We start from the raw sequence: 26,568 nt of genomic DNA, 5'->3' as shown, positions 1-26,568 counted from the left end.
GGACCCATGATCACCAGCGATAATTGTTGAGCGAAAGCCGTCAACCATCCTGCTAAACAATCACTGCCGCGGCGTATGGGTCCCGGGCGTTCGCCGGGACGACAGCTACACCACTATTTCCGATACTCCCGATTGCTCAGGCTCGCTTCCTCGAGGTCGAGGTCGCGTTCGATGTGCCGCCGCGCCTCGTCGGTGATCTTGCCCTCGCGCAGCAGGGCGTGGATGAATTTCCGCTCCGCCGCGATCAATTCCCGCGTCAGTGCGTTGCCGGCTGCCGTGATGTCGTGCGCGTCGGGGTCGAGTGAACTGGGCAGCTGGTTGGCGCGGATTTCGTGCCGGGCCCGCAGCAGCTTCACGACTTCGTCGGAGAGCTCGCGGTCGTCGGTGATGGCGTCGAGCGATTTGAGCGCGGCGTCGAGCGCCTCGCGCCGCGCCGCGATCTCGGCCTCGTGTTCCCTGAGATGCTCGCTGCGGCCGTCCTTGGCAACGCCCAGCCAGCGCACCACCGCCGGCAATCCAAGCCCCAGTCCCACCAGCGTGATGAGGATGACGCCGAAGGCAACGAACAGGATCATGTCGCGGTAGGGGAAGGCTTCGCCGCCAGGCAGCGTAAACGGCAGCGCCAGCGCCGCGGCGAGCGATACGGCGCCGCGCACGCCAGTGAAGCTCACGACGAATGTCGCCTGCCAGGACGGCGCCGGATCGCGTTCGCGGATCCGCTTGCTGAGCAGGCGCGGCAGATAGGTCGCGGGATAGACCCAGGCGAAGCGCGCGACGATGATGATGACGGCAACCAGCGCGGTGGTGAGGAGGACGTCGTGCAGCGGAAACGCCTTCGACTTCTCGTATAGCAGCCGCATCTGGAAGCCCGTCAGCAGGAACAGCATGCCCTCGACCAGGTAGATCACGAGATCCCAGAAGAAGATGCCCTGCAGGCGCGTCGCCGATGAAATCAACAGCGGTCCGTTCCAGCTGATATAGAGCCCGCAGGTGACGGTCGCGATCACGCCGGAGCCGCCGAGATGTTCGGGAATCCAGTAGGCGAGATAGGGCGTGAGCAGCGACAGCGTGATCTCGATCTGCGGGTCGCGCGCGTGATGGCGTGCGCGCAAGGACAGCCAGCCAATGGCCAGCCCGAACAGGATTTCACCGATCACAATGCCCGCGAAGGTGCCCTCCGCCTTCGGCAGCGAGAACAGCCCGGTCGTGATCGCCGCGACCGCGAACCGGTAGAGGATCAGCGCGGTCGCATCGTTGGCCAGTCCTTCGCCCTCAAGCACGACAAGAATGCGACGCGGCATGCCGAGCCTGCGGGCGATGGCCAGCGGCGCCACCACATCCGGCGGCGCGACGATGGCGCCGAGCAGGAAGCCGATGCCCCAGGGCAGCCCGATCAGGTAATGGGTTGCGGTCGCGACCGCGCAGGCGGTGAAGATCACGCAGCCGACCGACAATAGAATGATCGGCCGCAAATTGGCTTTGAACTCGCGCCAGCTCATGGCGACGCTCGCCGAATAGATCAGCGGCGGCAGGAAGACCAGCAGTACCAGTTGCGGCGGCAATTCCACCGTCGGCATGCCCGGCACAAAGGCGAGTGCGATGCCGGCGAGCAGCAGCAGGATGGCCGGCGCGACATCGATGCGCCGCGCCAGCAGCGCAGTTCCCGCCAGCGCGGCCAGCAGGATCAAGAAGATCTGAAACGTGGATTCCATGATCGCCCCCCTTCGCAAGGAAAACCCGGGAGGTCAATGCGTGCAGGTACGTGCTCACGAACGAGGGGTGAGGCGGTATCAGGCCGTCCGCCGCCGCAGTACGGAAGCCGCGCCGGCCGCCGAACAAGCTTGATGGAATGCTACTCGCGCAGGTCGTAGCGGTACGATTTCGAGACGATTTTCCAGCCGTCGCGCAGCTTCATCGCCACCAGATAGTCGGTGAAATAACGCGGCGGCAATTGGCAGCGCACCTTGATGAAGGCGGTCTGGTCATCGGAGCGGTCGATGGTGACGATAAAGTCCTCGCGCGGCTTGCCCTCGGCTTTGGCGGAGGGGCGCTTGCGCACCCGGTCGAGCCAGTCCGGCACGGTCAGCACCTGCAATTCGCCTTTCTCCAGCCAGCGCAGATCGGCGGTGGTGTCGAAGATCGCGCCAAGCTTGTCGGCATCGCCCTCATAAAGGCCGTCGAAATAGCTCTGCACCACGGCTTCGACGGTCGATCGGTCAGCGCCCACGGTTTTCCTCCCCGACAAATAACGGAATTATGGAGGGGAAAGTAAGCCATGGACCGGCGGATTGCACTATTGAGAAAAGGCGAACGCTCGCATCACTGCCGACGAATGCGTGCATCCCGGCGGGCCCTCTACCTGGGCGGCGCCGGGGAACCGAAGAGAGCGGCGCCGCGGGCCGAACCTTCCGGCCTCTTTGCCTGACTAAGGATGGAAAGGCACGATTCACGTCTGCGTGGATCGTGACTTAACTCACAAAGCCGGGCGCCGCCTTCTGATAGGCAGACCCGTGTGGTAAAAAAGGTACGAGGCTCCGGAGGAGTCATGACGATGTCTGGATCGCTAAAATTGCTTCGATGGGCCGCGGCAGCGGCCGCCGTCCTGTTGGTGAGCAGCCCCGCTCTGGCCGAGAAGCGCGTCGCGCTGGTGCTCGGCAATTCCAACTACCAGAACGTCGCCCCCCTCGCCAATCCCGTGAACGACAGTTCGAAGATCGCGGCGACGCTGAAGGACGCCGGCTTCGACGTGGTCGATTCCCGCCGCGACCTCGCCGCAGCGGAAACCCGCCGGGCGCTGCGCGACTTCGCCGATCGCGCCCGCGATGCCGATATCGCCGTCGTCTACTATGCCGGCCACGGCATCGAGGTGGACGGCGCGAACTACCTGATTCCGGTCGACGCGCGGCTGGAGCGCGACACCGACGTTTATGACGAAGCCTTCTCGCTGGATCGCATCCTGATCGCGATCGAGCCGGCCAAGAAGCTGCGCCTCGTGATCCTCGACGCCTGCCGCGACAACCCGTTCTCGCGGACCATGAAACGCACCGTCGCCTCGCGGGCGATCGGGCAGGGTCTCGCCAAGGTCGAGCCGACCAGCCCGAACGTCCTGATCGCCTATTCGGCCAAGGCCGGTTCCACCGCGGCCGATGGTGACGGCCAGAACAGCCCGTTCACATCGGCGCTGTCGCACCACCTGACCAAGCCCGGCCTCGACGTGCGCCGCGCCTTCGGCTTCGTCCGTGACGAGGTGCTCAAGACCACCAACAACCGCCAGGAACCCTTCGTGTATGGCTCGCTCGGCGGCGAAGACGTGCCGCTGGTGCCGGCGCCCCGCCAGGCGCCTGCCGCGGCCGCCCCTGCGGCGCCCGCGCTCAGCGCGCAGGCCGAAGCCCGCCGTGACTATGAGCTCGCGCTGCAGATCGGCAACAAGAGCGCGCTCAACGCCTTCCTCGCGCAATATCCCGATGGCTTCTATGCGAGCCTGGCGAAACTTCAGCTCGACAAGCTCGCCGCCGAGGACGCCCGCGTCGCGGCCACCGAGAAAGCGCGCCTGGCCGAGCAGGAGCGGGCGCGGCTTGCCGCCGAAGGCGCCCAGAAGTCGCAACAGGCCAAGGCCGAAGCGGACGCCAAGGCCGCCGAGCAGGCACGCATCGCCGCCGAAAAGGCCAAGCAGGTCGCGCAGGACCAGGCGGCTGCGGCGGAGCAGAAGCGTATCGCTGCCGAGAAGGCCGCCGCCGACAAGGCGCCGGCTCCCGCTGACAAGCCCGTGAATGTCGCTGCCCTCGCCGCGGGACCGCCGCAGGACGACGTCACCAAGTCGGTGCAGTCAGAACTGCGCCGCGTCGGCTGCCTGACCGGCAATGCCGACGGCAACTGGAACAGCTCGTCGCAGCGCTCGTTGACGCAGTTCAACCGCTACGCCGGTACCAAGCTCGACACCAAGGTCGCCAGCGTCGACACGCTCGATACGATCAAGCTGAAATCGTCTCGCGTCTGCCCGCTGGTCTGCGAGCATGGCTTCAAGGCCGAGGGTGAGCGCTGCACCAAGATCGTCTGTGCCGAGGGCTCGTTCCTCAACGACGACAATGAATGCGAGAAGCGCCGCGCCAAGAAGCCGGTCGCGACGCGCGAAAGGCCCGAGCCGCGGCAGCGGCGCGAAGCCAGATCGTACGGCCCGGAACCCAGATCCTATCGGGCGCCGCAGGTCGGGCAGGCCACCGCTGGACGGTATCAGGGAAAGGATCCGAGCATCGGCGCCAATGGCCGCCCGCTCACCGGCCTCGAACGCCAGCAGGGCTGCAATGGCTACCAGGCCATCATGTCGGGCGTCTGCCCGTAACGGCGGCCGGCATCAGGTCAGGTTGACGACATTGGCCCCGCGACAGCGGGGCCAATTGTCTTTCAGATCGCGCTCGCCGCGATATTCACCATCAGTGCCAATAGCGCGGTGTTGAACACGAACGAGACGATGCCGTGCACCGTCGCGGTGCGGCGGATGACCTTGTCGGTGATGCCGACGTCGGAAACCTGCGCGGTCATGCCGATCACGAACGAGAAATAGACGAAGTCCCAATAATCCGCCTCCGCCTGCTTATCGCCGCTTGGAAACTGCAGGCCGCCAGGCTGCTTGCCGCGGTAGAAATCATGGGCGTAGTGCAGCGCAAAGGCGGTGTGCACGAGTGCCCATGACAACGCGATGGTTATCGTCGCGAGGATCAAGCCGGCCTTGTTGCCCTTGGAGGCGCCGAGCTCGAACACGATCGCGCCAAGGCTGGCGAGGGCGCCGAACGCGGTCACCAGCAGGATCAGGAAACGCCCGTCGTCCTGCAGCACCGCGCTGCGCCTGATATGGCCGACGTCACAGCGCAGCATCAGGAAATAGGCGAGCACGAGGTAGAGCGCGGCGAAAACATCCCAGCCGATGATGAGACGCGTCGCGAGCCGTCGTGTGTCCGGCAGCAGGAAGAACACGGCAACGCCGAGCGCGATCGCGATGAAGGTCCGCGGCCGCCCGTAGACGACGCGCACGGGCATCGGCAGGTTCCGGAAGCGAACAAGGTGGTCTTCGAATTCCCTGTCCATCCGGCCTGCCTTCCTGCGCTAGTTCTTGCGCTCCGCGACGAAGCGGGCGGCCGCCCGCAAGATGTCGCCCTTCGCGCCGAAGATCGATAGCGCAGAATCGGCGCGCGCCAGGAGGTCGCGCACGCGCTGCTTGGCGCCGTCGATGCCGAGCTGGGTGACGAAGGTGGTTTTGCCGAGCGCGGCATCGGCGCCGGCCGGCTTGCCGAGCGCCGCCGCGTCGCCCTCGACGTCGAGCAGGTCGTCGGCGATCTGGAAGGCTTCGCCGAGCGCGCGGCCGTAATCGTCGAGCGCCTGATATTCCTTTTGCGAGGACTGTCCGAGGATCGCGCCGGCGATGCAGCCATAGCGCAGCAGGGCGCCGGTCTTCATCTGCTGCAGCCGCGCCACGTCGACCGGCTCGCGGTCGCCAAACCGTCCCTCGCCGGCAAGGTCGAGGATCTGGCCGCCGACCATGCCGCCGATGCCGGAGGCGCGCGCCAGTGCCCGCGTCAGTAGCAGGCGCACCGTGGCGTCCGTGTGGATCTCGTCGCGGGTGACAATGTCGAAGGCGAGCGTCAGCAGGCCGTCGCCGGCGAGGATCGCGGTGGCGTCATCGGTCTTCTTGTGCAGCGTCGGCCGTCCGCGGCGCAAATCGCTGTTGTCCATCGCCGGCAGATCGTCATGGATCAGCGAATAGCAATGGATGCATTCGAGCGCGGCGCCCACCAGCAGCGCGGCCTTGCGCGGAACGCCGAACACAGCGGAACTTTCGACCACCAGAAAGGGCCGCAGCCGCTTTCCGCCGTTCAGGCTGGAATAGCGCATCGCGTCCATCAGCCGCTTCGGCCGCACGATCTCGTCGGGCAGCACCTCATCGGAGAGCAGCTTGGCCAGCAGGGCTTCGGTCTCATCAGCGGTCTGGTCCAGTCGCTTGGCAAAATCGGCAGTGGCGGTCGTCATTAAGAATAGCTCCAGATCAATTTGGCCCGGACAATGTTTGATGGCGGGCGCTTCGTCAATTCCATGACGGGGATCACAGCGCCTTAAAAGGGGCTGGAAAAACCACGAAATATCATGGAGATGTCACGCAGGCGGGGCCTCTTGATCGGTCCCAGGCCGGCTTGGACGGAACCGGAAGCGTCAAATTTGCGGATTGTCCGAATTTTATTGCTGATCCTGCTGGCGGTGCTGCTGCTGCCCTATCTGGTGACGCCGCTCTATCGCACCGGACATCCGGTCTCCACGCTGATGGCCTGGCGCTGGCTCAAGGGCGCGCCGGTCACGCGGCAATGGATCGATTTTGGCGCGATGTCGCCCTATCTGCCGCGCTCGGTGGTGGGCTCCGAGGACGCCAGATTCTGCAGCCATCGCGGCGTCGATTGGGACGCGCTGCGGGACGCGATCGACGATGCCGAGGATGGCGAGCCCGCCCGCGGCGGCTCGACCATTACCCAGCAGGTCGCCAAGAACTTGTTCCTGTGGCCGGGCCGCAGCGTGGTCCGCAAGGCGCTGGAACTGCCGCTGGCGATGTGGATCGACCTGATGCTTTCAAAGCAGCGGATCCTGGAAATCTACCTCAACATCGCCGAACTCGGCCCCTCCGGGCAGTTCGGGGCGGAAGCCGGTGCCCTCTATGCCTTCGGCCGTTCCGCCGCGACGCTTTCGGCGCGCGAGGCGGCCCTCCTGGCGGCGATCCTGCCCAACCCGATCAGGCGAAGCGCGCGCAACCCCGGTCCCGGCGTGCGGCGCCTCGCCGGAACCTATATGGCGCGGGCGAACGCGGTGCCGCGCTGCTGGAGCGAAAATCGGGCTATTGAGCCAATTTCCGGGCCTTTTTACCGTAAGCTGCCCTAGCTTTACGTCACTCCATCCTCTATAAGCGCGGCCTTATCGGCATCGCAGCCCGCGCCCGACGCGCCGGGCCGTCCGGGTTTGGACAATGCCTCCGACAACACCCCTAGAGGATCGTTATGGCCGTTCCGAGAAGAAAAACATCGCCCTCGCGGCGTGGCATGCGCCGCTCGGCGGATGCGCTGAAGAAGCCGACCTATGTCGAGGACAAGGATTCCGGCGAACTGCGCCGTCCGCACCACCTCGACTTGAAGACCGGCATGTACAAGGGCCGGCAGGTACTGAAGAAGAAGGAATCCTGATCGGAGTTCGGGGGATAGGCGCCGCTGGAAGTGGCGTCTGCCCGAATTTGGCCAACGAGTGGGCCAACGGTTCCCGGGGGCGAAGCAGTGCTTTGCCCGGGGACATTCCGGTTTTTAGCAAGGCGCGACCCATGGTCGGTTTTCCGCTGCTTCTGATTCCACTCGCGATCTACAACATCATCGTCTTTCTGATGCCGACCGTGTCGTTCACCGACCCGTTGGTGAAGCTGATGTTGATGTCGGGGGCGGAATGGACGGTGACATTGAGCGATGTCTTGCTCACGCTCACCATCTTCCTGCTGCTTGCCGAGGTCATCAAGGGTGCGCGCCCCGGCGCGAAATATCTCACCGACCATCTGCTGTCGCTGATCGTGTTCGGCGCGGCGGCGGCGGAATTCCTGCTGTGGCCGAAGTTTGCCACCTCGACCTATTTCCTGATGACGGCGCTGTCGCTGGTCGATTTCCTCTCCGGCCTCGCCTTGCGAACGCGGCGTCGCGCCGCCGCGGCAAGGGCTGCACCTGCGCCGCCACCCGAGCCGGCACCACCGCCGAAGGCCGCCGAAAAAGTCGAGGCACGGGCGGCCGAGCCAGAGCCCGCTCCCGCACCGGTACCCGCCGCGCCTGCTGCGCCAACCGTTCCGGCGGCGGCCTCCGTCGCCGAATCCGTGCTTGCAGCGCCCCCCGAACCGAAGCTGTCCGAACGGAAGCCGCCTGAGCCGAAGCCGTCCGAACCTAAAGCGGTGGAGCATCCCGAGCCGAAACCGGCCGCATTGCCGGCTACGCCCGAGGCCGCCGCCCCGGCCGCGCCTTCGCCGGAAACCACATCCCCGGAGATTGCTTCGCCCGGACTGCAGCCGGGGTCACCGCCGCCGGACAAGCCGGATACGCCTTCGCGCTAATTTAGATCGTTTGCCGAGTCCGGAAGCCTACACCGCGGGGCTGGATACGGCTGGCGCCATAGGCCATCTGCGCATCCGCCGGCGAGGCACGCCGAAGCTTGCAGGTTTGCGGCGCCTGATCGGCGGTCGCGATAAGTTGCGCCAGGAAGGTCGGATCAGGCCGCGGCGTCGCCGTCCGCTGCATCCATTGGACGGACTGGGTGACCGGCACCAGCTCGACGGAAGCCGGCTCGTCGAGGTTGACGAACTCGCCGTCCAAGATTTCGTCTGATCGATCGATATCCAGCATCGCACACCGTAACCGGCTTAGACTGTCACGTTTTGGGACGTAACGCCCACCTGCGATCTGACCTCGCAAGCCCTATGCCGATCCCCGCCGGTTCGTTCCCAATGGGCTCGGGAAGTCTCGGAAACATGGTTTCCAGATTATTTATGAACTTCGCCTAGCCTGTCATTCGAAACAGCCACTATCCTCAAGTTTTGAGGAATCACCCGGTGGTGTCCCAAATCGAGGCGTCCTGATGGTCCCTGTCCCGCAAGCCTCCAGCATCCTTGCCTCGCTCGGCCAGGCGACTTTCCTGTGGGACCTGACCGCTGACACCATCACCTGGAGCGACAATGCCGGTGCTGTCTTCGCCGACCTGCCCCTGGAAGCGCTGGCCAGCGGCGCTGGGTTTGCCGGGCTGATCGAACCGTCCCGTTCGATTCGCAACGACGCGCTCACGCAATCGGGGCCGGCGCGGGGCGGCGAAGGCGTCCCCTACCGGATCGAATATGGCGTGCGGGCCTCGAGCTCGGCGCCCGTGCTGTGGATCGAGGAAACCGGTTGCTGGTTCGCAGGCCCCGACGGCAAGCCGTTGCGCGCGCAGGGCATCGTTCGCATCAACAACGAGCGCCACGCCCGCGACGAGCAGCTCATGCGGCTGTCGCGGCACGATCCGCTGACCGGCGAGCTCAACCGCACGCATCTGGTCGCCGCGCTGGCGGAAGGGATCGAAGAGGCCATGCGCTTCCGCTCGTCCTGCGCTTTCATGCTGATCGGCATCGACCACCTGGCCCGCGTCAATGACGCCTTCGGCTTCGATGTCGCGGACGCCGTGATCGCCGAAGTCGGAAAGCGCATCCGCGCCAAGCTGCGCGGCGGCGACGTGCTCGGGCGGTTCTCCGGCAACAAATTCGGGCTGATCCTGCGCAACTGCACGGTCGACGACACCAATATCGCTGCCGAGCGCTTCCTTATCGGAATCCGCGACGAGGTGATCCCGACCAAATCCGGTCCCGTCTCGGTGACGGCCTCGATCGGCGCGATCACCATTCCGCGCTATGCCCGCACGGCCGACGAGGCCGTCAATCGCGCCCAGGAAACGCTAGACGCCGCCAAGCGTCGCCGCGCCGGGTCGTTCTCGTTGTGGAAGCCGAATGTCGAGCGCGACGCCCAGCGGCGCGTCAACATCCGCGTCACCGACGAGATCGTCACCGCCCTGAACGACCGCCGGATCGTCGCCGCCTTCGAGCCCGTGGTGGAAGCGCGCTCGCGCCAGCCGGCATTCTACGAGTGCCTGGTGCGGATGGAGCAGGCGGGCGGCCAGGCATTGCTGGCGCCCGATATCGTTCCGGTCGCCGAGCGCCTCGGCCTGATCCGGCTGGTCGATCACCGCGTGCTCGAGCTTGCGGTCGCCGAACTCGCCGCCTCGCCGAACGTGCGGCTCAGCCTCAACATCTCGCCCGACACCACCATGGACCCGGATTGGTGGATGGGAATCGAATCGCTGATGCAGGCCCATCCCGGCGTCGGCGAGCGGCTGATCGTCGAGATCACCGAAACGGTTGCGATCCAGGATATCGATGACGTCCGCGGCTTCGTTACCCGGTTGAAGAATTTCGGCAGCCAGATCGCGATCGACGATTTCGGCGCCGGCTACACCTCGTTCCGGAATTTGCGCAAGCTCGGCGTCGACATCGTGAAGATCGACGGCGCCTTCGTGCAGAACATCGCACGCTCGGCGGACGATCGCGCCTTCGTGCACACGCTGATCGATCTGGCGAACCGCCTGCACATCAAGACCGTCGCGGAATGGGTGCAGGACGAGGAAGCCGCCGTGATGCTGCGCGAATGGGGTTGCGACTACATCCAGGGCCGTCTGATCGGCCTCGCCTCGCTGGACCGGCCGTGGGTGGTGCCGGGTGATACGGTGCTGCCGGCGGCGGGGTAGTTCTCTCCGTGCGTCGTCCCTGCGAACGCACCACCAAATTTACACTTCGCATCCAGCTTCGCTGCGCGCTGAACGAAAACCTGAGTGGTTGCATCCGTACTGGACTCACTGCACGCCCCAAAAAGGTGTCGCGCAAGCCGTTCGGCGGAGGCGATCGGGCGCAACCACTCCGCTGTCATCGCCCGGCCTTGTGCGCACTTGCGCACTAGGACCGGGCGACCCAGTACGCCGCGGCGTCTCGGCTGTGCTTCGGGCGTCACTGGAATACTGGATCCCCGCCTCCGCGGGGATGACGAGAGGAGGGGATGACTGTCTACTCTTCCTTCTTCGTTTCCTTCGACATGCGCTCGAGGCGATCCTGCATGTCCTTCATCTGGCGGCGAAGATCGTCGATATTGTCGTCGTCGGGCGCCGGCTCCGGCGCCTTTTCCAGTTCGGTCGAAGTGGCTCCCGCGCGCGGCGGCACGAACGGCTTGAACATCGAGAAGGTCTGCTGAAACAATTCCATGTTGCGGCGGACATGTTCTTCGAGCGGGGCGAACGGCGTTCCGCTGAAAGTGTTGGCGAGCTGCTGGCGGAATTTCTCCTGCTCGCGCGTCAGCGTATCGATCGACTGCTCCAGATATTTCGGCACCACCATCTGCATGCTGTCGCCGTAGAAGCGGATCAACTGGCGCAGGAACGTCGTCGGCAGCAGATTTTGTCCCGCCTTGTTTTCCTGCTCGAAAATAATTTGCGCCAGCACCTGGCGGGTAATGTCATCACCGGTCTTGGCGTCGTAGACGAGAAAATCCTCGCCTTCCTTCACCATCGCTGCGAGATCCTCGAGCGTCACATAGGTGCTGGTTCCGGTATTATAGAGCCGCCGGTTGGCGTATTTCTTGATAGTCGTAGGTTGGTCTGACTTTGCCATAAGCTCACACAATAACACCGAGAGCGGGGAACCCGGGCGGCTTCGCCGGCGGGCAGACGAGCAACGCAAACGCAGCAAAGTAAGCATTTTCAATGCGGTTCGGCTACCGTTTTGTGCGGCACGGTTAATTCCAAGGCATGGGCGCTGCTATCAAAACCCTCAGGCGGATCATTTTGAATGCGCCGCGGCAGGAATTTGGGCGTTGGCCGATTGACATGGGTCAATGGCGTTAACAGGATAAGGTGAGAGACAGGCTCGCCACCCCGGCCCGCCCGCCGTCGAAGAACCCAAGCCAAGAAAACCCATAAGGAGATGTCCATGTCAGACGATGTCGTCATCGTCAGCGCCGCCCGCACCCCGGTCGGCAGCTTCAACGGCGCATTCGCCACTACCCCGGCGCACGACCTCGGCGCCGTCGCCATCAAGGCCGCGCTGGAGCGCGCCGGAATCGAGCCGGGCCAGGTCTCCGAAGTCATCATGGGCCAGATCCTGACGGCGGCGCAGGGCCAGAACCCCGCCCGCCAGGCTTCGATCAACGCCGGTATCCCGGTGGAGAGCCCGGCCTGGGGCGTCAACCAGCTCTGCGGCAGCGGCCTGCGTTCGGTCGCGCTCGGCTATCAGGCGCTCGTCAACGGCGACTCCTCGATCGTCGTCGCCGGCGGCCAGGAATCGATGAGCATGGCCCCGCATGCGCAGTACCTGCGCGGCGGCGTCAAGATGGGCGGCCTCGAGCTGGTCGACACCATGATCAGGGACGGCCTGTGGGACGCCTTCAACGGCTATCACATGGGCAACACTGCCGAGAACGTCGCCAAGCAATACCAGATCACTCGCGCCCAGCAGGACGAGTTTGCCGTTGCCTCGCAGAACAAGGCTGAGGCGGCGCAGAAGGCCGGCAAGTTCAAGGACGAGATCACCCCCGTCACCATCAAGACCCGCAAGGGCGACGTCGTGGTCGACACCGACGAATATCCCCGCCATGGCGCTACCCTCGATGCGATGGGCAAGCTCCGCGCGGCCTTCGAGAAGGACGGCACCGTGACCGCCGGCAACGCCTCGGGCATCAATGACGGCGCTGCCGCCGTGGTGCTGATGACCGCCAAGGAAGCCGCCAAGCAGGGCAAGAAGCCGCTCGCCCGCATCGTGTCGTGGGGCCAGGCCGGCGTCGATCCCAAGATCATGGGCACCGGCCCGATCCCCGCTTCGCGTACGGCCCTGAAGAAGGCTGGCTGGAACGTCGGCGACCTCGACCTGATCGAGGCCAACGAAGCGTTCGCGGCGCAGGCCTGCGCCGTTAACAAGGATCTCGGCTGGGATACTTCCAAGGTCAACGTCAATGGCGGCGCGATCGCGATCGGTCATCCGATCGGCGCCTCAGGCGCGCGCGTGCTGGTGACGCTGCTGCACGAGATGCAGAAGCGCGACGCCAAGAAGGGCCTCGCCACGCTGTGCATCGGCGGCGGCATGGGCATTGCAATGTGCATCGCACGCGACTGAACTAAAGGCAGAGTGAACGGTTGAATGATGAAAAGATCATCTCGCAACCGCGGCTCGAATTGGTAAAGATGAAATGCCCGGTCTCGCGCCGGGCATTTTCATCTTGTGCAGGCGTATCCAAAGGCGCTGAAGACAGGGGCGCGCTTGAGAACAAGAGCGCTTGAAGAACGGAAAAATTGAGATTCGTCAAAAGACCGGGACAATTCCGGCGTACTAAGAGTTTACCAAGGAGGACTACGACATGGCACGTGTTGCATTGGTTACGGGGGGTACGCGAGGCATCGGCGCTGCGATCAGCAAGGCGCTGAAGGCTGCAGGCTACAAGGTTGCGGCAAGCTATGCCGGCAACGACGCCGCCGCCGAGAAATTCAAATCCGAAACCGGCATCCCCGTTTACAAATGGGACGTCTCGTCGTTCGATGCCTGCGCCGACGGCATCAAGAAAGTCGAGGCGGATATCGGGCCGATCGACGTGCTCGTCAACAACGCCGGCATCACCAAGGATGGCGCCTTCCACAAGATGACGCTGGAGCAGTGGAATGCGGTCATCAACACCAATCTCGGTTCGCTATTCAACATGACGCGCCCGGTGATCGAGGGCATGCGTGCTCGCAAGTTCGGCCGCATCATCAACATCTCCTCGATCAACGGCCAGAAGGGACAGTTCGGCCAGGTCAACTATTCCGCGGCCAAGGCCGGCGACATCGGCTTCACCAAGGCCTTGGCGCTGGAGAACGCCAAGGGCGGCGTTACCGTGAACGCGATCTGCCCCGGCTATATCAACACCGAGATGGTGCAGGCGGTGCCGAAGGAGGTGCTGGAGAAGAGCATCCTGCCGCTGATCCCGGTCAACCGCCTCGGCGAGCCCGAGGAGATCGCCCGCGCCGTGGTGTTCCTTGCCGCCGACGAGGCGGGCGGCATCACCGGCTCGACCATGACGATCAACGGCGGCCAGTACATGGTGTAGCAGCGCGCGCCGTTACGTACTGCAACAAGAATTCGTCATGCCCGGGCTTGTCCCGGGCATCCACGTCTTTATACAGCGGCAAGAAAGACGTGGATGGCCAGGATAAACCCGGCCATGACGGAATGACAAATCGATGACTCCCCGCACCGCCACGCTGATCGGACTGACCGCAATCCTGATGTGGTCGCTATTGTCAGTCTTGACGCTCGCGACCGGCAAGATTCCGGCGTTCCAACTCGCGGCAATGACGTTTGCGATCGGTGCGTTGGTCGCGTTTGCTAGCTTTCTGTTCCGCCCCGCCGTCTTTGCGGCGCTAAGGCAGCCGCCCGTCGTCTGGGTCGTCGGCGTTGGCGGGCTGTTCGGCTATCACGCGCTCTATTTCCTGGCGCTGCGCTTCGCGCCTCCGGCCGAAGCCGGCCTGCTGAACTATCTCTGGCCGCTCTTGATCGTATTGTTCTCCTCGCTGCTGCCGGGCGAACGGCTGGCGTCGCATCACATCATCGGTGCGCTGCTCGGGCTTGCCGGCACCGTACTGCTGTTTGCCGGCAATGGTGCGAGCTTCGCGCCGGGGCAGATCCCGGGGCTGGCCGCGGCGTTCGTCGCCGCCTTCGTGTGGGCGGCCTATTCGGTGATGTCGCGCCGGCTCAAGGCAGTGCCGACCGATGCGGTGGCCGGCTTTTGCCTCGCGACCGCGCTGCTCGCTGCGCTGGTTCACGGCATGGTCGAGATCACCGTTTGGCCGGAGGCGATCGGGCAGTGGCTCGCCATCATCGCGCTCGGCGTCGGTCCAGTCGGAGCTGCTTTCTTTGTCTGGGACATCGGCATGAAGCGCGGCGATATCCGCGTGCTCGGTGCCGCCTCCTACGCGACGCCGCTGCTGTCGACGGCGTTTCTGATTGTTGCCGGGTTTGCGCAAGCAACCGCGACGATAGCGATCGCCGCGATATTGATTGCCGGCGGTGGATTGATCGCGGCGAAGGACATGGTGCTGAAAAAGAGGTAGGGTGGGACCGAGCGAAGTGAGCCCAGCACGCGGCCGCGCTCGCATCTGGCAATGGTGGGCACGCTGCGCTTTGCCACCCTACGAAGTCACCTAGGCTCCCAATCCTTCGGCGCCAGCTCGAATTTCGCAAACGCAAATCCCGGCGCCACAGTGCAGCCGACCAGCGTCCAGTCGCCGTTGCTCTCGGCGGCCTGCCAGGCATGTGACGGCACGACCGCCTGCGGCGCTTCGCCAGCCGCGATATTCGGGCTGAGCGTCACGCTGCGCTGCCCACTCTCATCGGCGATCTGAAGCGTCAGCGACGCCCCTGCGTAATAATGCCAGACCTCCACCGCATCGATGCGATGCCAGTGCGAGCGATCGCCGCGCGCCAAAAGGAAATAAATCGCGGTCGACCGCGAGCGCCCGTCGGCATCCACGCGTTCGTCGCGAAACGTCTCGCGATAATAGCCGCCTTCCGGATGCGGCTTCAGGTCGAGCCGCGCGATGATGTCGGCGGCTTGTTTCGAAAGCGCCATCAGGACTTGTTCTTGCGTTCGCGCAGCTCGCCGAACACTTTTTCGGCGCTCGCGCCCTTCATGTGCAACGCGGCCGCGACCGACGGCTCGTCGGCGCGCAGGAATACGTTGGCTTTCTTCTCCTCGCCGAGCAGCACCGGGATCGTCGGCTTGTTCTCGGCACGCAGCCGCGCCACTTCCTCGGCCCGCGCCTTCAGCGCCGGGTTATCGGCCTCGACGGTGAGCGCAAATTTGACGTTGGAGGCGGTATATTCATGGCCGCAATAGAGTTTGAAATCGTCGGGCAGCGCGCGCAGCTTGAGCAGCGAATCCCACATCATCGGGTAGGTGCCCTCGAACACGCGGCCGCAGCCGATCGAGAACAGCGTGTCGGCGGCGAACACCGCCTTTTCATTGTCGAACACGTAAGAGACGTGGTCGAGCGTATGTCCCGGCGTTTCCAGCACCCGCGTCAAAAGGCTGCCGACCTTGATCACGTCGCCATGGGCCACGCGCAGGTCGACATTGGCGATCTTGGTCGACCGGTCGTTGGGGGCCACGACGCGGCAGCCATATTTCCGCTTCAGCTCGGCGACGCCGCCGACATGGTCGTGATGGTGGTGCGTGATGAGGATGTCGGTCAGCGTCCACCCCTCACGCTCCAGCGCCCTGATGATCGGCCCGGCCTCGGGCGCGTCGATCGAGGCGGTGGCCTTGGTCGCGGCATCGTGGATCAGATAACCGAAATTGTCGCTGAGGCAGGTGAAGGTGCGAATTTCCGCGGCCATGACAGCTCCGTCGTTTGAGGCTTTCGGCCCTATTAATCCCAAAGAAATATGGCGTTAACGCTTGCACGGCAATGCCATTTTCGGCGCGCCGCAACGAAACACGGTGTGGTAGATTGCACCCATGACCATCGACGTCATCGATCTCCGCGATTTCTATTCGCAGCGCCTCGGCATCGTGGCGCGGCTGTTGATCAACCGCGGCATCCGGGCACGCTGGCCCGACGCGGCGGGGCAGCGTGTGCTTGGGCTTGGCTATCCGACGCCCTATCTCGGCCTGTTTCGCGAAGATGCCGAGCGCTGCATCGCCTTCATGCCGGCGGCGCAGGGCGTGTTGAAATGGCCGACGGCGCGGCCCGCGCTGGCGACCCTGATCGATGAGTTCTCGATGCCGCTGCCGGACGCGGCGGTGGACCGGATCCTGCTCGTGCATTCGCTGGAAATGTCGGATGATCCGGAGCGCCTGCTGCGCGAAGTCTGGCGCGTGCTGGCGCCGTCCGGGCGGCTGATCGCTGTCATCCCGAACCGGCGCGGCGTGTGGACGCGCACCGACAATACGCCGTTCGGCCACGGCCGGCCCTATTCGCGCGCGCAGATCACGCAATTGCTGCGGCAGACCTGGTTCACGCCGGCATCATGGGGCGAGGCGCTGTTTCTGCCGCCGGTCGGCAACAGCTGGTTCCTGCGCTCGGCGCTGGCATGGGAGCGCGTCGGCGCTGCGCTGTCGCTGCCGTTCGCCGGCGTGCATATCGTGGAAGCGACCAAGCAGGTCTATCGCGCGATCCCCGCGGGCCGCGAACGCACGCGGCTGATCCCATCGCTGGAGCCGGTGCTGGTGCCGTCATCGACGGCGACACGCGACAAGGCGTGATCTCTCAACGGGTCTCCCCGCGAACGTGGGGACCCCACCCGTTGGCATTTGTTTGCGGACACCCGTCGTCCCGCGTGCCTCCAATCAGGGCCGCGGCGTATCGGTCCCGGCTCGCGCTTCGCTTGGCCGGGACGACGAGACACGGAGTAGATCTACTACCTACTCATTCCCCGGATTGAAGTCTTCGCTCGGGGCGGCCGGCGCGGCCATGTCGGGGCGCGGGCCGTGCGGACGGCGGCGGCGGCGCGGGAAACGCTCGCCACGACCACCCTCTTCGTAGCCGCCGGGCGCGCCGTTCACCTGCGGCTGCGAGCCGGTGATGAAGGAGGGCAGGCGGTCGACGCCGCCGGTATCGGCAATCACCGGCTGCGGCTGGGGCTGCGGCTGATATTGCGGCTGCGGACGGTGCTCACGGTCACGGTCACGGTCGCGCTCGCTGCGATGCTCGCGTGGCTGCTGCTGGTCGCGCTGATAGGGCTGGGCCTCGCCGCGCTCACGCTGGTTGTTATCGCGGATATAGGGCTGCGGCTGCTGCGGAACGAAGCCCGGCTCCTGGCCGAAATGCGAGAAGCTCTCGCCGTCGTCCTCGCCATCCTCGGTCGGCTGCACGTCGGCATCGATGCGCGGCTGCGGCTGGTTCTGCCGGAACTGCTCCTGCGCGGCGGCGATCAGGCGGAAATAATGTTCGGCGTGCTGGTAGTAGTTCTCGGCGGCGACGGGATCGCCCGATGAGCGCGCATCGCGCGCCAGCTGAACGTATTTTTCGGCAACATGCGAGGCGGTACCGCGGATCTTGATATCGGGGCCGTTCGATTCGAACACCCGGGTCATCGGATTTTGACCACGCCGGTTATTATTGTTGTTATTGTTGTTATTCCGGTTACGCATCCGCTTGTTGTTTTGACCGTTTCTCATGTCTCGCCTTCTATTCCAGCCCTGAAATTATTCCGTTGCCTAGCTATGAACCGTTGCGGCGCACGCGAAGGCGCACCGAATCACGATGCCGTTCGAATTCATGTCATCGATGTCGCCAACCATCGCGTTCAGCAAAGACGCGTTCCCCAACCGGCCGCGAATCAGCCGCGTGCCGGACCAAATCGTTCAGCCTGCCAAAATCAGCCTAATCGTCTTGCGTGACGCCTTCGCGTGACCGGCTGTTGCGTAAGTCTTCAACCGCAATATCAGGCTTTCGTTCGCTTTAAGGCCAAGAGCAGCACACTTCGGTTATTGCGCTCAATTCGACCTGCGTTTGGAACCTTTCACCCGGCGGGCTCTCGTTTCGAGAACTCCGGCCTCACCGTATCGCCTTACGGGGCCGGTAACCCTGGACCGATGTTATGGGCGGAACGTAGTCGCTCCCGGCGAATATTCCAAGGGGTTTTTTTGCGTTCCTGGCGGACTTTATCGGGCCATTTTGTGGCCCGCGACCGCCCTCGGAATGCCCCCCAGATCGGCCCTGGGTGCGGTACCAGGCATTAACCCTGCGGTCGACATCAAGGCCTGAATCTGGCTGCTTTGGCCTGCGCCCGCCTCCACGATCAGGGCGCCGCCCGGCGCCAGAAGGCCGGCGGCTTGGGGAATCAACGCGCGGTAGGCGTCCAGCCCGTCGGCGCCGCCGTCCAGCGCCGCAAGCGGGTCGTGATTCCTGACCTCCGGGGCCAGGGCGGCGATATCGGCCGAGCGGATATAGGGAGGATTGGAGGCGATCAGATCGAACGGGCCGGACAGGCCATTCGCATAGTCGCAGGCGAGAAATGTAGCGCGATCCGACAACCCCGCGCGCGCTGCGTTCGCGGCGGCGGTCTGCAGGGCGCTTTCCGAGATGTCGGTTCCAAACCCTTGCGCCGCCGGCAGCTCCGACAGCAGCGCCAGCAGGATCGCACCCGTGCCGGTGCCGAGATCGGCGATCCGAAACGGACGATGGAGGCCGCCGCTGGCGCGCAGCAGTTCCAACGCCAGTTCGACCACTGTCTCGGTATCGGGCCGCGGCACCAGCGTCGCCGGCGATAGTTGCAGCGGCAGGCCCCAAAATTCCTTCTCGCCGATGATTCGGGCGACCGGCTCGCCATCAAGCCGGCGGACGGCGAACGCTTCGAGGCGCGCTGATTCGTCCGGCGTCAGCCGACGCTGCGCAGCTGATATCAAGCCGGTCAGGTCGAGGCCGAGGGCGTGGCCAAGCAGTAGGCGTGCATCGAGTTCGGCCGATTCAATGGTTTTGAATCTCGCTGCCAGCGCACGCCGCGCCGCCTCGACGGTCGGTGCGCTCACGCCGCGGCGCCTTGCGCGGCGAGCTGCGCCGCCTGGTGCTCGGTCGTCAGCGCGTCGATCAATTCGCCCAGCGCTTCGCCTGATATCACCTGCGGCAGTTTATAGAGCGTCAGGTTGATGCGGTGGTCGGTGACGCGTCCTTGCGGGAAATTGTAGGTGCGGATGCGTTCGCTGCGGTCGCCGGAGCCGACCTTCTCCTTGCGGTCGGCGGAGCGCGCCGCGTCCACGCGCTGGCGCTCGGCGTCATAGATGCGCGAGCGCAGGATGTTCATGGCGGAGGCGCGATTCTTGTGCTGCGAGCGGCTGTCCTGCATCATCACCACGATGCCAGTCGGAATGTGGGTGATGCGGATCGCCGATTCGGTCTTGTTGACGTGCTGACCGCCGGCGCCCTGCGCGCGCATGGTCTCGATCCGCAAGTCCTCGTTCTTGATGTCAACGTCGACATCCTCCACTTCGGGCAGCACCGCAACGGTCGCCGCCGAGGTGTGAATGCGCCCCTGCGTTTCAGTGTCGGGCACGCGCTGCACGCGGTGCACGCCGGATTCGAATTTCAGTTTGGCAAAAGCGCCGCGACCCTGCACCTCGGCGATGATTTCCTTGAAGCCGCCGACCGTGCCTTCCGAGGCCGAGATCACCTCGACCTTCCAGCCCTGCAGGCCGGCAAACCGCTCATACATCCGGAACAGGTCGCCGGCGAACAGCGAGGCCTCGTCGCCGCCGGTGCCGGCGCGGATCTCCAGCATCACGTTGCGGTCGTCCATGGCGTCCTTGGGCAGCAGCGCCACGCGGATTTTCTGCTCGAGGTCAGCGACACGCGCCTGCAGCGTCTCCAGCTCGGCCTCGGCCATGCTGCGCATTTCCGGATCGGTGGCGGCATCGGCCAGAAGCTGCTCGGCGCCGGCGATCTCGGCCCGCGCCGAGCGATAGGTCTTCACCGCGTCGATCAGCGGATTGAGCTCGGCGAGCTCGCGCGTGATCTGGACGTATTTTTCGGAATTAAGCTGGCCCAGCAGCTCGGCCTCGAGCGAGGCGTGATGGGCGAGCAGGATATCGAGTTTGGCTTCGGGTAGCATGGCGTTGTTCTCAAGGGCGGGATGCGGGCGGTGTTGTCGGGCGAGGGCCTCGCTACAACGACAGCCCTTCCGCCTCGGCGAATTCCGTCAGCTTCTGCCGGATCGAGACGCTGCCGGCCGGCGCATCCAGTAGCGGCATCAGGGCAGCCTCGGCCTTCTTGGCGTCAAGGTCCAGGATCATCGCCTTCACCGGGCCGTGGCCGGTGGCGGAAAGCGACAGCGAACGGTAGCCGAGCGCGATCAGAGCGAGCGCGCCGAGCGGTTTTGATGCCATCTCGCCGCACAGCGATGCCGTCTTCTTCGCCGCCTGCGCCTTGCGCACGATGTCGCGCAGCGCGCGCAGGATCGGCGCCGACATGGTGTCGAAGCGCTCGGAAACCTTGGCATTGCCGCGATCGACCGCGAACAGGAACTGGAACAGGTCGTTCGAGCCGACCGAGACGAAATCGACTTTCTTCAGGAGCTCGTCGAGCTGATAGAGCAGCGCGGGTACCTCGACCATGGTGCCGACGTCGATCCGTTCCGGCAGCGCATGGCCGTGCTGGCGCAAATAGGTCAGCTCGCGCTCGACAATCGCCTTGGCCTGGTCGAACTCGGCGACATCGGAGATCATCGGGAACATGATCTTCAGCGCGCGGCCGCCGCCGGCTCGCAGCAGCGCACGGATCTGGCCGCGCAACAGTCCGGGACGGTCGAGCCCGAGCCGGATCGCGCGCCAGCCGAGCGCGGGATTTTCCTCGATCACGGTCTCCATGTAGGGCAGCGCCTTGTCGCCGCCGATATCGAGCGTGCGGAACGTCACCGGCTTGTTGCCGGCGGCATCCAACACGGTGCGATAGAGTGCGAGCTGGTCGGACGAGCGCGGCAGGCTCTGGCCGACCATGAACTGCAGCTCGGTGCGGAACAGCCCGATGCCGGCGCTGCCGGTGTCGTCGATATGCGGCAGGTCGATGACGAGGCCGGCATTGATCATCAGCTCGACCGGCTGGCCGTCCCTGGTCACGCAGGGCTTGTCGCGCAGCGCGGCATATTGCGCCTGCCGCCGGGCGCGGAAGCGCACCCGCTCGGCATAGGCCGATTCGATCTCGGCCGAGGGGCGGATGTAGATCGAGCCCGAGGTGCCGTCGACGATGATGGCGTCGCCGGGGTCGGCGATGCCGGCCGCATTCGGCACTTCGCCGACGGCTGGGATGCCGAGCGCGCGCGCCACGATCGAGACGTGGGAATTGGCGGTGCCTTCCTCCAGCACCAGGCCGCGCAGCCGCTTGCGGTCGTAGTCGAGTAGCGCCGCCGGGCCCATCGCGCGCGCGATCAGGATGGCGTTTTCGGGAAGCTGCTCGCGCGAGGGCGCGTGATCCTGCCCGACCAGTTGCCGCATCAGGCGGTGGCCGAGATCTTCCAAGTCGTGCAGGCGGTCGCGCAAGTACGGATCGGTCGAGCGCAGCATGCGCGCGCGGGTGTCGGACTGCACACGTTCGACGGCGGCTTCCGCGGTGAGGCCGGTGGCGACCGCCTCGTGCAGCTTGTGCGACCAGCCATGGTCGTTGGCGAACATCCGATAGGCTTCCAGCACGTCGCGGTGCTCGCCGCTCTCGGCGACGTCGCCGCGTTCCAGCATGCGGTCGAGGTCGGCGCGCAGCTTGGCCAGCGCCGCTTCGAGCTTCTTGATTTCCTTCGGCAGGTCTTCGGCGATGTAGTTGGTGATGACGACGCGCGGCTCGTGCAGCACGACATGGCCGAGCGCGATGCCGTCGGAGAGGATGGCGCCGGTCTTGTGCAGGGAGTGCCGCGCCGCCGGTTCCGCGCCGGGCTGCGCCAGCGCCGCCAGCTCGCCCGAGGCGATCATTTCCGCCAGCACCATGGCGGTGGTCTGCAGCGCCTCGACCTCTTCCTCGACATAGGTGCGCTTGGCGCGGTTCTGCACGACCAGCACGCCGAGCGTGTTGCCGGCGCGCAGGATCGGCACGCCGAGGAACGAATGGTAGATTTCTTCGCCGGTTTCGGGGCGGAACGAGAACGCCGGATGGCTTTGCGCATCCGAAAGGTTGAGCGGGCTCGCCTCGCTCGCGACGAGGCCGACAAGGCCCTCATGTGCGTGCAGCACCGTGCGGTGCACGGCGTCGCGGTTCAGACCTTCGGTGGCGTAGAGTTCGAGCGTGTTATCGATGCGCAGCACGTAGCAGGAGCAGACCTCGGCCACCATGTTGGCCGCGATCAGCACCACGATCTTGTCCAGCCGTTCCTGGGCCGAGACCTTCTCCGCCATGGTTTCGCGGAGCCGTCTCAACAGGACGCGGGGGCCTCCCGACGTGCTCCGCATGTGCTGGTATCCTCCCCCCGCAAAGCCAGCCTGCCGGGTGGCCGGCAGCTGGCGTGAAACGCACCGAAAACAACAATTTTATTCATTCGGCGCTGCCGCAAGACACCTGATCCCGCCGAATGGGATCGCCAACGATGGTGCAGTGTGCGGCAACCCACCTCCCTAGGCCTATATCCAATCGAGGCTTGCTTTGCCAAGCAAAACGCCTGCCAGATGCAATAACGTGTGTGTCAGGCCCGATGCTGCGCCAGCGAAGCGCATGATCCGCCAAACTGGCCGGTCTGACGATCAGACCAAGCGCTAAATTTGAGAGAAAATCGTTCTAAGCCTGGTCAAGCCCGTAGAGCGTGTGCAGCGTGCGCACCGCAAGTTCGGTATAGGCGGCGTCGATCAGCACCGAAAACTTGATCTCCGAGGTGGTGATGGCGCGGATGTTGATGTTGCGCTCGGAAAGCGCCTTGAACGCCTTGGCCGCGACGCCGGCATGGCTGCGCATGCCGCTGCCGATCACCGAGACCTTCGAGACGTCGGTGGCGCTGTCGAGCCGGGCGTAACCAATCTTGGCCTTTGCCGCAGCGATGGTCTCGCGGGCGCGGTTATAGTCGGCGGCCGGAACGGTGAAGGTGAGGTCGGTGGTCTTGCCGTCCTCGGAGACGTTCTGCACGATCATGTCGACATTGATGTTGGCGTCCGCCAGCGGGCCGAAGATGGCGGCGGCAACGCCCGGCTTGTCCTCGATCTGGCGGAGCGAAATCTGGGCCTCGTCCTTGGTGAAGGCGATGCCGGTGACGACGTGGCTTTCCATGATTTCCTCCTCGCTGCAGATCAGCGTGCCCGGCGGCGTGCCATGCGGGTCGATATCCTCGGGCTTGTCGAAGCTGGAACGGACGAAAACGGGCATGTTATGCACCATGCCGAGTTCCACCGAGCGCACCTGCAGCACCTTGGCGCCCAGCGAGGCGAGTTCCAGCATGTCCTCGAAGGCGATCTTGTCGAGGCGCCGCGCCTTGGGAACCACCCGCGGATCGGTCGTGTAGACCCCGTCGACGTCGGTATAGATATCGCAGCGGTCGGCCCGCAGCGCAGCGGCAATCGCCACCGCCGAGGTGTCAGACCCGCCGCGCCCGAGCGTGGTGATTCGGTTGGTCTGCGGATTGATGCCCTGGAAGCCGGCGATGACGGCGACTTCCTTGCGATCCTTGAAACGGTGGACGATCTCGCTGCCGTCGATCTCGAGAATGCGCGCCGAGGCGTGGGCGTCGGAGGTCTTGATCGGGATCTGCCAGCCCTGCCAGGAGCGGGCCTGGATGCCCATGCCCTGCAACACGATCGCCAAGAGGCCTGAGGTCACCTGTTCGCCGGACGCCACTACCGCGTCATATTCCCGCGCATCATGCATCGGCGAGGCGTCGCGGCACCAATCCACCAGCTCGTTGGTCTTGCCGGCCATCGCAGAGACGACGACGGCGACATCATGTCCGGCGTCGACCTCGCGCTTGACGTGACGCGCGACGTTGCGGATTCGGTCGATATTGGCGACGGATGTGCCGCCGAATTTCATCACGAGGCGGCCCATGACGACGCGTGCATTCCCTGTGAGGATAAGTTACGTGACCCGCACGGAAAGTGGAGCGCCCGGGTCGAAAGCGGCGTATACATAGCGACGCGGTCCGGGGCAAGCACCTCCGGTTCCGTTTTCGACCCAAAATGGCGCAAGTTGCTGTAGTAGCGGGTAATTCAGGGCAGGCGTATGGGCCGTTATATCGATGAAATCCTGCAGCCCGGGGAAAGGGTGCTGTATTCGACGAATGCGCACTGGATGTTCTATCTCCCGGCGCTCGCGACCTGGGCCGTGGCAATCGTCTTCCTGGTGTTGTCGCGCATGGTCACATCGGATGCGCTGATGCTGACCTGCCTGACCGTCGCCGCGCTCGCCGCTTTGGCGGCCCTGTATCTGACGGCAAAGGCCTGGTTCCATCGGTGGACCACCGAGACCGACGTCACCAACATGCGCGTCGTGCACAAAACCGGTTTCATTCAGCGCCGGACCTTCGAGATGAGTCTCGACAAGGTCGAAAGCGTCGACGTCAACCAGACCATTCTCGGCCGCATCATGAACTATGGCGATGTCACCATCATGGGCGTCGGCGAAGGCAAGGAAACCATTTCCACCATTGCGTCGCCGCTGGCGTTCCGCAATGCCATCACGACACGACCGGTCGGCACCTAAATCATGGCCATGCAGCAAAATTCCTCCACCACCGGCTCTACGGTGGACCCGGCCGAGGTTGCGAAGTTCTCAAAACTGTCGGACGAGTGGTGGGACCCCAAGGGCAAGATGGCCCCGCTGCACAAGATCAATCCGCTGCGGCTTGCCTATATCCGCGACGCCGCGTGCCGCAAGTTCGACCGTAACGCCAGGAGTCTGAGTTGCCTGTCGGGCCTGCGCATCCTCGATATCGGCTGCGGCGCGGGCCTCTTGTGCGAGCCGTTCACGCGGCTCGGCGCGCAGGTGATCGGAATCGATCCGTCAGCGACCAACATCGCCGCTGCCAGGCTGCACGCCGACAAGGGCCATCTGTCGATCGACTACCGCTGCACCACGGTGGAGGAGATGGACCACCGCGAGCGCTTCGACATCGTGCTGGCGATGGAGGTGGTCGAGCACGTCACCGACGTCGGCGCGTTCATCGCCCGCTGCGCGGCGATGGTGAAGCCGGGCGGGATCATGGTGGTCTCGACGCTGAACCGCAACTGGAAGAGCTTTGCGCTCGCCATCGTCGGCGCCGAATACGTCCTGCGCTGGCTGCCGCGCGGCACCCATCAGTGGGACAAGTTCGTCACGCCGGACGAGCTTGCGCAGCACCTCGCCAACAGCCGCTTTGCCATCACCGACCAGGCCGGCGTGGTCTATAACCCGCTCGCCGACCGATGGAGCATCTCGTCCGACATGGACGTGAACTACATGGTGGTGGCGGAGGGGGTATAGGGACCACCACCTTCAAGGACCCGGCGCAATCCTGTCATGATGCTGCTCCCGTTGACCTGACGCATCCCGCCCGGCACGGTGCGGCAGCTTCCTGCCGGTATGCCCCATGCTCTCCGTCGCTACGCTCTGGATTCCCTTCACCCTCATCGCTGCGCTGGGCCAGGTCGCGCGCAATGCGATGCAGCGGTCGCTGACCGGGCCGCTCGGAACCTGGGGCGCGACCAATATCCGCTTCCTGTTCGGCTTTCCGTTCTCGCTGGTGTTCTTCGCGCTCGTGGTGACTGCGACGGGTGACCCTGTGCCGTGGCCCACATCGTCGTTCTGGCCATGGCTGATGCTGGGTGCACTTAGCCAGATCGTCGGCACCGGCATGATGCTGCTGGCGATGAATGACCGTTCCTTCGTGGTGACGACGGCTTATCTGAAGACGGAAGCAATCCAGACTGCGATCTTCGGATTCGTTTTTCTCAGCGACCATCTGACCGTGCTGAAGGTCGTCGCGATCCTGATCGCGACTGCGGGCGTGGTCATCGCCGCGCTGCGGCCGGGGTCCGAGAAGGGCTTTGCGGATTTGAAGCCGACGCTGCTGGGTCTTGCCGCGGCGGCGGCATTTGCGCTCTCCGCGGTGGGCTTTCGCGGCGCGGTCATCGTGGTGCCGGGCGTCTCGTTCGTGACGGCGGCGTCGTTCACGCTGGTATTCGGGCTGTTCGTGCAGACGCTGGTGCTGACGGTCTATCTCCTGTTCCGCGCGCCCGACGTGCTCCAGAAAATCCTGGGGCTGTGGCGTCCATCGATGCTCGCGGGCTTCATGGGCGCCTTCGCCTCGCAGTTCTGGTTTCTGGCGTTCGCGCTGACGGCGGCGGCCAACGTGCGCACGCTGGCGCTGGTCGAAGTGGTGTTCGCGCAGGCGGTGTCGTATTATTCGTTCAAGCAGCCGATGTCCGCGCGTGAACTCGCGGGGATCGTGCTGATCGTCGTCGGCGTGGCGCTGCTAGTGGCGGCATAAAAGACCGAACCCTCCCCGCCATTGCGAGCGCAGCGAAGCAATCCATAGCG

The 26,568-nt window shown here is 64.7% G+C and carries 26 protein-coding genes; 13 read left to right on the top strand and 13 right to left on the bottom strand.

Annotated elements, in window-relative coordinates; all coding sequences use genetic code 11:
• Positions 1-113: 113 nt before the first annotated feature.
• Positions 114-1,712: a Na+/H+ antiporter gene (locus RX331_RS37255; RefSeq protein ID WP_317254528.1), complete on the bottom strand. Its 1,599-nt coding sequence runs from the start codon at positions 1,710-1,712 to the stop codon at positions 114-116.
• Between the two features lie 140 nt (positions 1,713-1,852).
• Entirely contained in the window at positions 1,853-2,227 is a 375-nt protein-coding gene (locus RX331_RS37250; RefSeq protein WP_283030998.1) for a nuclear transport factor 2 family protein, read from the bottom strand.
• Positions 2,228-2,551: 324 nt separating this feature from the next.
• Between RX331_RS37250 and RX331_RS37245 the strand changes: the two genes are divergently transcribed.
• Positions 2,552-4,339, top strand: coding sequence for a caspase domain-containing protein (locus RX331_RS37245; RefSeq protein ID WP_317258340.1), 1,788 nt, complete (start codon positions 2,552-2,554; stop codon positions 4,337-4,339).
• A gap of 62 nt (positions 4,340-4,401) precedes the next feature.
• Here the strand turns inward: RX331_RS37245 and RX331_RS37240 are convergent, their stop codons facing one another.
• Together RX331_RS37240 and RX331_RS37235 are read right to left on the bottom strand one after the other, a co-directional pair.
• Complete coding sequence (locus RX331_RS37240; protein WP_317254527.1) at positions 4,402-5,082, bottom strand: DUF1345 domain-containing protein; 681 nt, start codon at positions 5,080-5,082, stop codon at positions 4,402-4,404.
• A gap of 18 nt (positions 5,083-5,100) precedes the next feature.
• Positions 5,101-6,021, bottom strand: a complete 921-nt coding sequence (locus tag RX331_RS37235) for a farnesyl diphosphate synthase (RefSeq protein WP_317254526.1) — start codon at positions 6,019-6,021, stop codon at positions 5,101-5,103.
• Between the two features lie 186 nt (positions 6,022-6,207).
• Here RX331_RS37235 and mtgA point away from each other — a divergent pair, with 186 nt between their 5' ends.
• The 3 genes from mtgA to RX331_RS37220 all read left to right on the top strand — a co-directional run bounded on the left by mtgA (position 6,208) and on the right by RX331_RS37220 (position 8,113).
• Entirely contained in the window at positions 6,208-6,915 is a 708-nt protein-coding gene (gene mtgA, locus RX331_RS37230) for a monofunctional biosynthetic peptidoglycan transglycosylase (protein WP_317254525.1), read from the top strand.
• A 116-nt stretch (positions 6,916-7,031) separates the two neighbouring features.
• Positions 7,032-7,214 (top strand): 50S ribosomal protein L32, encoded by a 183-nt coding sequence (gene rpmF, locus RX331_RS37225; RefSeq protein ID WP_024509484.1) that lies wholly within the window; start codon positions 7,032-7,034, stop codon positions 7,212-7,214.
• A 131-nt stretch (positions 7,215-7,345) separates the two neighbouring features.
• Positions 7,346-8,113 carry a hypothetical protein gene (locus tag RX331_RS37220; RefSeq protein WP_317254524.1) on the top strand — a complete coding sequence of 256 codons (768 nt, stop codon included), beginning with the start codon at positions 7,346-7,348 and terminating at the stop codon, positions 8,111-8,113.
• Position 8,114: 1 nt separating this feature from the next.
• Here the strand turns inward: RX331_RS37220 and RX331_RS37215 are convergent, their stop codons facing one another.
• Positions 8,115-8,402, bottom strand: coding sequence for a hypothetical protein (locus RX331_RS37215; protein WP_317254523.1), 288 nt, complete (start codon positions 8,400-8,402; stop codon positions 8,115-8,117).
• A gap of 232 nt (positions 8,403-8,634) precedes the next feature.
• On the opposite strand from RX331_RS37215, the gene RX331_RS37210 reads away from it, so the two are divergent.
• A complete protein-coding gene (locus RX331_RS37210) occupies positions 8,635-10,326 on the top strand; it encodes a bifunctional diguanylate cyclase/phosphodiesterase (protein WP_317254522.1) in 1,692 nt (563 codons plus the stop codon).
• A gap of 313 nt (positions 10,327-10,639) precedes the next feature.
• On the opposite strand, the gene phaR is transcribed toward RX331_RS37210, so the two are convergent.
• A complete protein-coding gene (gene phaR / locus RX331_RS37205) occupies positions 10,640-11,239 on the bottom strand; it encodes a polyhydroxyalkanoate synthesis repressor PhaR (RefSeq protein ID WP_317254521.1) in 600 nt (199 codons plus the stop codon).
• Between the two features lie 318 nt (positions 11,240-11,557).
• On the opposite strand from phaR, the gene RX331_RS37200 reads away from it, so the two are divergent.
• From RX331_RS37200 to RX331_RS37190, 3 genes are all read left to right on the top strand, one after another.
• Positions 11,558-12,736, top strand: coding sequence for an acetyl-CoA C-acetyltransferase (locus RX331_RS37200; RefSeq protein ID WP_317254520.1), 1,179 nt, complete (start codon positions 11,558-11,560; stop codon positions 12,734-12,736).
• A gap of 241 nt (positions 12,737-12,977) precedes the next feature.
• The gene (phbB, locus tag RX331_RS37195; protein ID WP_317254519.1) at positions 12,978-13,703 is read left to right on the top strand and encodes an acetoacetyl-CoA reductase; all 726 of its coding nucleotides are present in this window, start codon (positions 12,978-12,980) and stop codon (positions 13,701-13,703) included.
• Between the two features lie 133 nt (positions 13,704-13,836).
• On the top strand, positions 13,837-14,706 hold the full coding sequence (locus RX331_RS37190) for a DMT family transporter (RefSeq protein ID WP_317254518.1): 870 nt from the start codon (positions 13,837-13,839) through the stop codon (positions 14,704-14,706).
• 86 nt (positions 14,707-14,792) lie between these two features.
• On the opposite strand, the gene RX331_RS37185 is transcribed toward RX331_RS37190, so the two are convergent.
• Both RX331_RS37185 and gloB read right to left on the bottom strand, forming a co-directional pair.
• Positions 14,793-15,224 carry a cupin domain-containing protein gene (locus tag RX331_RS37185; protein WP_317254517.1) on the bottom strand — a complete coding sequence of 144 codons (432 nt, stop codon included), beginning with the start codon at positions 15,222-15,224 and terminating at the stop codon, positions 14,793-14,795.
• Positions 15,224-15,991 (bottom strand): hydroxyacylglutathione hydrolase, encoded by a 768-nt coding sequence (gene gloB, locus RX331_RS37180; RefSeq protein WP_317254516.1) that lies wholly within the window; start codon positions 15,989-15,991, stop codon positions 15,224-15,226. The genes RX331_RS37185 and gloB overlap by 1 nt, the downstream gene beginning before the upstream one ends.
• A 121-nt stretch (positions 15,992-16,112) precedes the next feature.
• On the opposite strand from gloB, the gene RX331_RS37175 reads away from it, so the two are divergent.
• A complete protein-coding gene (locus RX331_RS37175; RefSeq protein ID WP_317254515.1) occupies positions 16,113-16,859 on the top strand; it encodes a class I SAM-dependent methyltransferase in 747 nt (248 codons plus the stop codon).
• A 159-nt stretch (positions 16,860-17,018) separates the two neighbouring features.
• Here RX331_RS37175 and RX331_RS37170 read toward each other — a convergent pair whose 3' ends face one another.
• Positions 17,019-17,774, bottom strand: a complete 756-nt coding sequence (locus RX331_RS37170; protein WP_317254514.1) for a DUF4167 domain-containing protein — start codon at positions 17,772-17,774, stop codon at positions 17,019-17,021.
• Here RX331_RS37170 and RX331_RS37165 point away from each other — a divergent pair.
• Complete coding sequence (locus RX331_RS37165) at positions 17,697-17,996, top strand: hypothetical protein (protein ID WP_317258385.1); 300 nt, start codon at positions 17,697-17,699, stop codon at positions 17,994-17,996. The genes RX331_RS37170 and RX331_RS37165 overlap by 78 nt on opposite strands.
• A 264-nt stretch (positions 17,997-18,260) precedes the next feature.
• On the opposite strand, the gene prmC is transcribed toward RX331_RS37165, so the two are convergent.
• The 4 genes from prmC to RX331_RS37145 form a co-directional block, all read right to left on the bottom strand.
• Positions 18,261-19,127, bottom strand: coding sequence for a peptide chain release factor N(5)-glutamine methyltransferase (gene prmC / locus RX331_RS37160; RefSeq protein WP_317254513.1), 867 nt, complete (start codon positions 19,125-19,127; stop codon positions 18,261-18,263).
• On the bottom strand, positions 19,124-20,203 hold the full coding sequence (gene prfA, locus RX331_RS37155; RefSeq protein WP_317254512.1) for a peptide chain release factor 1: 1,080 nt from the start codon (positions 20,201-20,203) through the stop codon (positions 19,124-19,126). Before prfA ends, prmC begins: the two co-directional genes overlap by 4 nt.
• Before the next feature lie 52 nt (positions 20,204-20,255).
• On the bottom strand, positions 20,256-22,523 hold the full coding sequence (gene ptsP / locus RX331_RS37150) for a phosphoenolpyruvate--protein phosphotransferase (protein WP_317254511.1): 2,268 nt from the start codon (positions 22,521-22,523) through the stop codon (positions 20,256-20,258).
• A 322-nt stretch (positions 22,524-22,845) separates the two neighbouring features.
• Entirely contained in the window at positions 22,846-24,099 is a 1,254-nt protein-coding gene (locus tag RX331_RS37145) for an aspartate kinase (RefSeq protein ID WP_317254510.1), read from the bottom strand.
• Positions 24,100-24,273: 174 nt separating this feature from the next.
• On the opposite strand from RX331_RS37145, the gene RX331_RS37140 reads away from it, so the two are divergent.
• The 3 genes from RX331_RS37140 (at position 24,274) to RX331_RS37130 (ending at position 26,518) form a co-directional block, all read left to right on the top strand.
• A complete protein-coding gene (locus RX331_RS37140) occupies positions 24,274-24,753 on the top strand; it encodes a PH domain-containing protein (RefSeq protein ID WP_317254509.1) in 480 nt (159 codons plus the stop codon).
• A gap of 3 nt (positions 24,754-24,756) precedes the next feature.
• Positions 24,757-25,512, top strand: a complete 756-nt coding sequence (gene ubiG / locus RX331_RS37135; RefSeq protein ID WP_317254508.1) for a bifunctional 2-polyprenyl-6-hydroxyphenol methylase/3-demethylubiquinol 3-O-methyltransferase UbiG — start codon at positions 24,757-24,759, stop codon at positions 25,510-25,512.
• A 106-nt stretch (positions 25,513-25,618) separates the two neighbouring features.
• Complete coding sequence (locus tag RX331_RS37130) at positions 25,619-26,518, top strand: EamA family transporter (protein WP_317254507.1); 900 nt, start codon at positions 25,619-25,621, stop codon at positions 26,516-26,518.
• The last annotated feature ends 50 nt before the right edge of the window (positions 26,519-26,568 follow it).

The sequence above is a fragment of the Bradyrhizobium sp. BWA-3-5 genome, from assembly GCF_032917985.1.
GTDB lineage: Bacteria > Pseudomonadota > Alphaproteobacteria > Rhizobiales > Xanthobacteraceae > Bradyrhizobium.
Note: the sequence above shows the minus strand (reverse complement) of the source record. Positions and strands in the feature narration are given on the sequence as shown.